Origin of the sequence: Hyphomonas sp. UBA3601 (assembly GCF_002375605.1) — a bacterium.
Lineage (GTDB): Bacteria > Pseudomonadota > Alphaproteobacteria > Caulobacterales > Hyphomonadaceae > Hyphomonas.
On record NZ_DFME01000146.1, the window covers coordinates 1 to 7,160 of the forward strand.

General features: G+C 60.9%; 7 protein-coding genes. 6 read left to right on the plus strand and 1 reads right to left on the minus strand.

All coding sequences use genetic code 11. The features are described 5' to 3' along the window. The first annotated feature begins 27 nt into the window (after positions 1-27). The 3 genes from B4F73_RS16400 to murB all read left to right on the plus strand — a co-directional run bounded on the left by B4F73_RS16400 (position 28) and on the right by murB (position 2,744). Positions 28-252 carry a hypothetical protein gene (locus tag B4F73_RS16400; RefSeq protein WP_034815061.1) on the plus strand — a complete coding sequence of 75 codons (225 nt, stop codon included), beginning with the start codon at positions 28-30 and terminating at the stop codon, positions 250-252. 115 nt (positions 253-367) lie between these two features. Further along, the gene (gene creD, locus B4F73_RS16405; protein ID WP_290483808.1) at positions 368-1,759 is read left to right on the plus strand and encodes a cell envelope integrity protein CreD; all 1,392 of its coding nucleotides are present in this window, start codon (positions 368-370) and stop codon (positions 1,757-1,759) included. Positions 1,760-1,793: 34 nt separating this feature from the next. After that, the gene (gene murB / locus B4F73_RS16410) at positions 1,794-2,744 is read left to right on the plus strand and encodes a UDP-N-acetylmuramate dehydrogenase (protein WP_290485360.1); all 951 of its coding nucleotides are present in this window, start codon (positions 1,794-1,796) and stop codon (positions 2,742-2,744) included. A gap of 15 nt (positions 2,745-2,759) precedes the next feature. Here murB and B4F73_RS16415 read toward each other — a convergent pair whose 3' ends face one another. Continuing rightward, a complete protein-coding gene (locus B4F73_RS16415; RefSeq protein WP_290483810.1) occupies positions 2,760-4,823 on the minus strand; it encodes a TonB-dependent receptor plug domain-containing protein in 2,064 nt (687 codons plus the stop codon). Positions 4,824-5,048: 225 nt separating this feature from the next. Here B4F73_RS16415 and B4F73_RS16420 point away from each other — a divergent pair, with 225 nt between their 5' ends. The 3 genes from B4F73_RS16420 to B4F73_RS16430 form a co-directional block, all read left to right on the plus strand. Beyond that, positions 5,049-5,957 carry a D-alanine--D-alanine ligase gene (locus B4F73_RS16420; protein ID WP_290480011.1) on the plus strand — a complete coding sequence of 303 codons (909 nt, stop codon included), beginning with the start codon at positions 5,049-5,051 and terminating at the stop codon, positions 5,955-5,957. Next, positions 5,945-6,823: a cell division protein FtsQ/DivIB gene (locus tag B4F73_RS16425; RefSeq protein WP_206991404.1), complete on the plus strand. Its 879-nt coding sequence runs from the start codon at positions 5,945-5,947 to the stop codon at positions 6,821-6,823. The genes B4F73_RS16420 and B4F73_RS16425 overlap by 13 nt, the downstream gene beginning before the upstream one ends. After that, the coding region (locus B4F73_RS16430; protein WP_290483811.1) for a cell division protein FtsA at positions 6,823-7,160 on the plus strand (338 nt) is incomplete at its 3' end. The genes B4F73_RS16425 and B4F73_RS16430, both read left to right, overlap by 1 nt.

Here is a 7,160-nt window from a genome sequence, read left to right on the forward strand (position 1 = left end):
TGATGAATACTCTCAAGGAGACTCATCATGGGCCGCACGCTCACCGCCATCATCGCTTTCCTCTGCGTCGCATTCGTGATCGCACTCGGCTGGTTCTATCTGCAGGAAGGCTCATTCGAAGGCGCTGGCGCGCGCATGGACGCGACGCTGGAAGATCTGCCCGAGGAAACATCCGAATTTGCGAATGAAGTGTCTGATGCGGCCGACGAGATTTCCGACGAGCTGGATCAGGATGGATCGCCCAACCGGTAACCACGTCACAAGATGACCGCAATGTAACCTTGGACTGGCCCCGGCTGCGCCCCACCTCCGCCGCGACCAGCGGGTCATAAACCGTGTCTCCAATCTTTTTTTGGGGATCCCAAACATGACCGATACGTCTCAACCTCCATCGCCGTTCGCGAGCCTTGTGCCGCAACGGTCCGTCGGCCTGAAATTGCTGCTCGTCTGCGGACTTGCCCTCCTGATGGCCATTCCCGCCCTCTTCATACATTCCGTGGTCCAGGATCGCCGCATGGGCGCGGATCGCGCGCTTGCCGACGTCAGTGAAATGGTCGGAGGCCAACAATCCGTGCTGGGACCGGTCTTGTCCGTACCCTATTCACGCACCCTCGGCCCAAGGCACAATGAACTGGTTTACGGCTATGTGGTCGCTTATGCCGATACCGGCACCGCCTCGGCCGATGTGGATGTTCAGATGCGTACCCGCGGCATTCACGCCATCCCTGTCTTCGATGCCACGATCAGCATGGACGCTGTATTCGATCCGGCGGCCTTGCGCGCCGCCTTGCCCGACGACGCCACCCCGATCTGGTCGGATGCCAGGGTCTATCTCGGGGTCTCGGACACGCGCGGCATCCGGGATGCGATCACCGTCACAGCGAATGGCACGGACTTGGCCATCGAACCAACGCCCTATTACGCGTCCAATGTCGGCAAGTACCAACCTGTGCCGCCCTCCGGTGTGACCCTTGCGGGCGGCCATATTGCTGGTCTCGAAACTGCCACATCACCGATCGCCTTGACCTCCAACATGCGCCTGTCCGGGGCCGAACGCCTATCCATCGCGCCATTTGCAAAGGATACGCGGGTCGACCTTGTGAGCAATTGGAATGATCCCAGCTTCCAGGGCGGCGTACTGCCCGAGCGCCATACGGCAGGCGACGGCCAGTCGGAAGGCTTCGAGGCGCATTGGCGCGTGCCCTATCTGGCCCGCGGCATTGCCGGCGCAGGGGCCAATCTCGACCTTGGCGAACTGACCGAATGGAACCGTCGCGACATGGCTGTCCGGTTCATGAAGGAAGGCAATCCCTATCAGAGCGTCGAGCGCGCGTTGAAATATGCCGTCATGTTTGTCGGCTTCGTTTTCCTCGCCTACTTCCTGTTCGAAGTGACCAGCGCCGCACGCGCCCACCCCGCGCAATATGTCCTGGTCGGACTGGCACAGACGATCTTCTACATCCTGCTGCTCGCCATGTCGGAGCGTATCGGCTTTGACGGAGCCTTCCTGATCGCCGCAAGCATGACCGTGCTGCTGACCGCCGCCTATGCGGCCAGCGTATTCCGCTCACGGCTCTATGGCCTGCGCGCGCTGGCCATCCTGTCCGGCATCTACACGCTGATCTATGTGCTGATGCGGGCCGAGAGCCATGCCTTGCTGGCGGGCGCTCTGGCAAGTTTCGCGGCCATCGCACTGACCATGTACATGACCCGCAACATTGACTGGTATGGTGAGCGGACCTCCGCCCCCGCTGCTTGACATGGAGGGGGAAGTGCCCGAACGCCTAGGCCCTATGATGACGACACTTCCCCCTGTTCGCGGCAAGCTGCTGAAGGACGCGAACCTCGCGCCCTATACCTGGTTCCGGGTGGGCGGGCCGGCCGACTGGCTGTTCCTGCCCGAAGACGAAGCCGACCTTGCCGGCTTCCTGAAGACGCTCGACCCGGCCATTCCGGTGACCGTACTCGGCGTTGGCTCGAATGTGATCGTGCGCGATGGCGGCATCGAGGGCGTGGTCATCCGCCTGATGGGAAAATACTGGGGGAGTGTGGAAGCCGGGGACGATTTGACCCTGACAGCGCGGCCGGGTGCACTGGACCTGTCCGTCGCCAAGACTGCCGCCCGGCACGGCATCAGGGGGCTGGAGTTCCTGTCCGGCATTCCGGGATCGCTCGGCGGGGCGACCCGCACCAATGCCGGGTGCTATGGTCAGGAATTGCGGGACGTGCTGGTCGGCCTTGAAGGCTACCTGCGCGATGGCACCCATGTCGCCTATCGCGGGCCGGGCCGGGCCGGCAACCTGCCGGAAGCGCAGTTTTCCTATCGACACAGCGACCTGCCCAATGACCTGGTCGTCACCAAGCTGACCCTGGAAGGCAGCGGCACAGGCGCACCAGACGCGATCCTTGCAGAAATCGAAGCCCTACAGGCCCGCCGGGCCGAGACGCAGCCGATCAAGGACAAGACATCCGGATCCACGTTTGCGAACCCCGACCCGCCCGGCACGCCAAACCAGCGGTCCGCATGGAAACTGATTGACGCTGCGGGCTGCCGCGGCCTGAAGGTCGGCGGCGCACAGGTTTCGCCAAAGCACTGCAACTTCCTGATCAATACCGGCGATGCCACAGCCGCAGACCTCGAAGCGCTGGGCGAGCTTGTTCGCGCGCAAGTATGGGACTCTCAGGGCGTAAAGCTGCGCTGGGAAGTGCGCCGCATCGGCCGCATCAAGCCTCCCCTCCCCTGATCGGGCACCGCGAACCTAGAACTTGCCTTCCAGCTGGACTGTGAAGATCGGGCCGAAATCGCGCGCGCGGTCTTCAACGCGCACGACATTGCCAAGGCGATTTGTGTCGTACAATTGCCGGCGGAACGTATCATTCTGGTTCGCGAAGTTCCCGATCATGGCCTGACCGGTCATGCCCCAAAGATCCTTGTGCTCGACATAGGCGAACCCAAATCCTGGGCTCGCCCCTTCCTGCCCTGTCTCGGACAGGCGATAATACGGATTGCGTTCCCAGCGCTCGAACCCGACACCCCAGACCCAATCCGTTCTCGGAACATCCTGTCGCATCTCGGCGAGCATCCAGTATTTCGAACTGTCGTTGATCGGCCTCACCTCTCCGGTGAGCGGGTCGGTCACTTCCGACTCGAAATACTCGCCTTCAAAGGACAATTCCGCGCCAGCAAAACCGACTTTGTCGAATTTCAACGTGGCGTCCCACTCCGCTCCGACCCGCCAGGCCGAGTCGAGATTTCCGGGACCGTCGCCCGTCCCGATGGGTACACGGTCAACAATGTCCTCGATATCGGAATAGAAGACTTCGAGCGTCGCGGCGCCCCAGCCGCCATAATTCTTCTCGGCCTGGGCGCTCAGTCGCCAGCTCTGCTCAGGAACGATTTCAGGATTGCCATTCTCGCCGTTCCCGGCACTCAGATTGACCGATGAGACAAAATCGAAAAAGTCCAGCTGTCCCACTTCCCGCTCAAGGCGTGTGACCAGTTTCAATGACGGATCCACCTGCCAGGACAGGCTGGCGAAGCCTTTGGGGCGGGTGAAGGTCCGCACATTGGACGCATCGCCGGACTGGGAAAGTTCCGATATTTCAGCGCCCATGGAAACTTGCCCGGTCACTGAGGGGGAAAGCCGGCGACCATGCGTCACGGAGACTTCTCCGCGCTGTTCCTCAACTCGTGAATTCGCGTTCGGCAGAGTCTGCAGCTCCAGCGGACTGCCACCTTCGGAACTGGCAAGAGAAGATTGCTGGTCCAGATAGTTGAAGGCTCCCTCCAGCGCGAATTGCCAATCGCTTCCATTCTCAAATGCAAGACCATACTCCGTCCGGAGAATATATTCGCCCTCTTCAATATCGCGCGTGAACAGGCTTTCGGAAATATCCGTCCCATCAACATTACCGCGGAATACGCGGTCAATGATGGGGCTGTCCTCTCGGCGAACCAGGCCGATTGCCTTTAGCCGGCCCGGCCCAAAGCCAAATTCATAATCGCCACCGACTTCCACGAACACTTCATCCTCAGCGCCCTCATACAGGCGCCGCCCCTCTGGCCCGTTAACCGGAAAGAGTTTCGAGGTTTCTTTCCTGTCTGGCTGGAACAGAGTGGTCTTTGCGTTGAGATTTCCGATAGCCCCCGAGGCTGGCGTCCAGCCAACCGATCCGGATACGGAGACATATTCGGCGGCATAGGTGAAGTCTTCCTCACGGCGCTGTATCAGGTCGCCGATGCCGTCGGTGACAAATTCAGGACCGTTGGAGGCGCCGCGCTCCGGGCTGCTCTCGGCCTCGAATGACCAGCTGATATCCCCCTGCCCGCCGGATAGTGTGAGATTGAGGCCGTTGTAGAAGGGCGGGAGGTTGTCACGGAACCGGGCACGCCAGCGCCAAGTGCCTGAGACCGCCCCATCTCCATTGGTGATGACATTCACGACATGCCCGGACAGGCCGGCAATTTCAAAGGCTGACGCATCGACCAGTTCGAGCCGCACAACGCTGGAGGCGGATATCCGGTCCAGCGACTCGGTCGCCCCATTGGACTTTCCAGATACGCGCTGACCATTGATCAGCACATTCCCACTGGCCTGACCAAATCCGCGAGAGCCGTCATCATCGCCCTGGATCGAAAATCCCGGAATGCGCGAAACCATTTCGAGCGCCGTGCGCGGTGCATACTGACTGAAATCGTCCATCGTGTAGATGGTTGCACCGGGTGTGGTTTCCGGTGCCATATCCGCCACAGCCGACAGGGCGATGAATGATGTGGCCAAGCTGAAGCATGCACTGGCGGCAAGCCGTGTGAAAGGGATCACGCTGCGTATCCTCCCCGCAGATGTCTGGAAAAAATCCGGTGTCTCACCACCGCGTCTATGTCGAATATCGATATTGACTACATACGTAGTCTAAATATGGCAACAGGCCCAAACCTATATTTTTTGTCATCCTGCCGAGAAAAGGTTTTGTAGCTGCCACGCTAAGGCCGCTTTAACCCTGCAGACGCGATGTATAGTCAGAACGCCAGCTTGCAGGAAAATCTCATGAAACGTGTTGCCGTGATCTATGGAGGCTGGTCGTCCGAGCGGGACGTGTCGCTCACCTCGGGCAAGCAGATGGCGAGTGCGGCGCGCACGGCCGGGTATGATGTTGTTGAAATTGATGCCGGACGTGACCTCGCTGCGCAACTGACCGATGCGAAACCGGACGCGGTGCTGAATGGCCTGCACGGACCTTGGGGCGAGGATGGGTGTGTGCAGGGCGTACTGGAAGTGCTGGGCCTGCCCTATTCCCATTCGGGCGTATTGTCCTCGGCGCTCGCCATGGACAAGCTGAAGTCGAAAGCGGTCTTCCGGCAGGCGGGCATTCCGATTGCGGAAGACAAGCAGGTCACCCGCGCAGAAGCGGCTACCGCGCATCCTCTCAAGCCCCCTTATGTGATCAAGCCGGTCGCGGAAGGATCGAGTTTTGGCGTGCTGATCGTACGCGAGGGTGCCAATGGGCCGGCCAAGGAGCTGACCGGGCCGAACTGGCATTATGGCGACCATCTGATGGCCGAGGAATTCATCCCCGGCCGTGAGTTGACCGTGGCCGTGCTGGGCGACCGAGCACTGGCTGTCACAGAGATCACGACCTTAAGAGACTATTACGATTTTGATGCAAAATATGAAGCTGGTGGATCGCAGCATGTGATCCCGGCAGACCTGCCTGCCCCTGTGACCCAAGCCGCAATGGAATTTGCGCTGAAGGCACACCAGGCGCTCGGTTGCCGGGGCGCGACGCGGTCCGACTTTCGCTATGACGACAAGAGAGACCGGCTCGTGATCCTGGAAACAAATACACAACCCGGCATGACGCCCACCTCGCTTGTCCCCGAACAGGCCGCTTTCGTTGGTATGTCCTTCGAACAGCTGGTCGCCTGGATGATCGAGGATGCTTCATGCCAAAGGTAACCCGCAATCAGACTGTGCCAAAGTCCAAGAAGAAGGCGAGCCGCCGCCCTGCTGTCATCGTAGATGAAGTGACGGGTGAAGAGGTTCGCGTTTCGTCCGTCGTCTTTGGTTTTGTCATGCTTGTGGCGATTGTCGTGGCAACCGCTGCCTGGATGGGCGGCTCGATATCCCAGGTCGAGAACCGCTTTGCCAGCTTCATGGACGACACGGCGCGCACGGTCGGCATTTCCGTCAATGACGTGTCCATCATCGGCCTGGAACAGGATCCGGCCCTCGCACAGGATATTCGCGCCGCCGCCATGATCGAGCCCGGCGAGAACATGTTTCGCGCAGACCCGCATGTCATCCGTCGCCGGGTCGAAGGCACCCACAAGGTGCTGAATGTGCGCGTCCATCGACTCTGGCCCGACCAGGTCGTAATCATCGCGGACGCCGCCGAGCCGGTTGCGCTGTGGCATGACGGCAAGGCATGGACTGTCGTGGACGGTCTGGGTCGCGTCATTCCGGACGCCCGCGCCGATGACCACAAGGACCTCATCCGTCTGGCGGGTCGCGGCGCCGCCAAGGCCGCCCCGGCCCTCGTAACTGCCCTCAAAGCTGAGCCGGACGTCGCGCCGCGCATCGCGATCGCTACCCGCATCAATGATCGCCGCTGGGATATGCGTCTTGTTTCCGGCGCTACGGTTCGCATGCCGGAAGATCACCAGATGGTGGCTGCGCTGGACAGCCTGTCGACCCTGCAGGTGCGCACAGCGCTGATGCAGCGTCCGCTAGAGACCATCGACCTGCGCAATAAAGGCCGGGTCTATCTGGACCCGGTGAACGATCCTGACTTCACAGCACGCAAAGAGGCGGCCCGGAGCTGATGGCAAACGTTCAGGCCCGGCGTAAGCCTCTTGTGGGGTCGCGCACGTCCAGCCCCGTTGCGGCGCTGGACATCGGTTGTTCGAAAATCACGTGCCTGATAGGCCGAAATGACGGCACCGGCCCCCGCAATTTCCAGATCCTTGGCGCAGGGCGCCAACAATCTCGCGGTTTCAGTGGCGGCACGATCACCGACATGCAGGGTCTCGAACGCTCGATCCGTCTGGCCGTCGAAGATGCCGAGCGCGAAGCGGGCGAGCAGATCAATCAGGTCATGCTGGGCATAACGGGGCCGAAACTGAATTGCCAACTGGTCACCGCGACCACCGAGATCGGCGC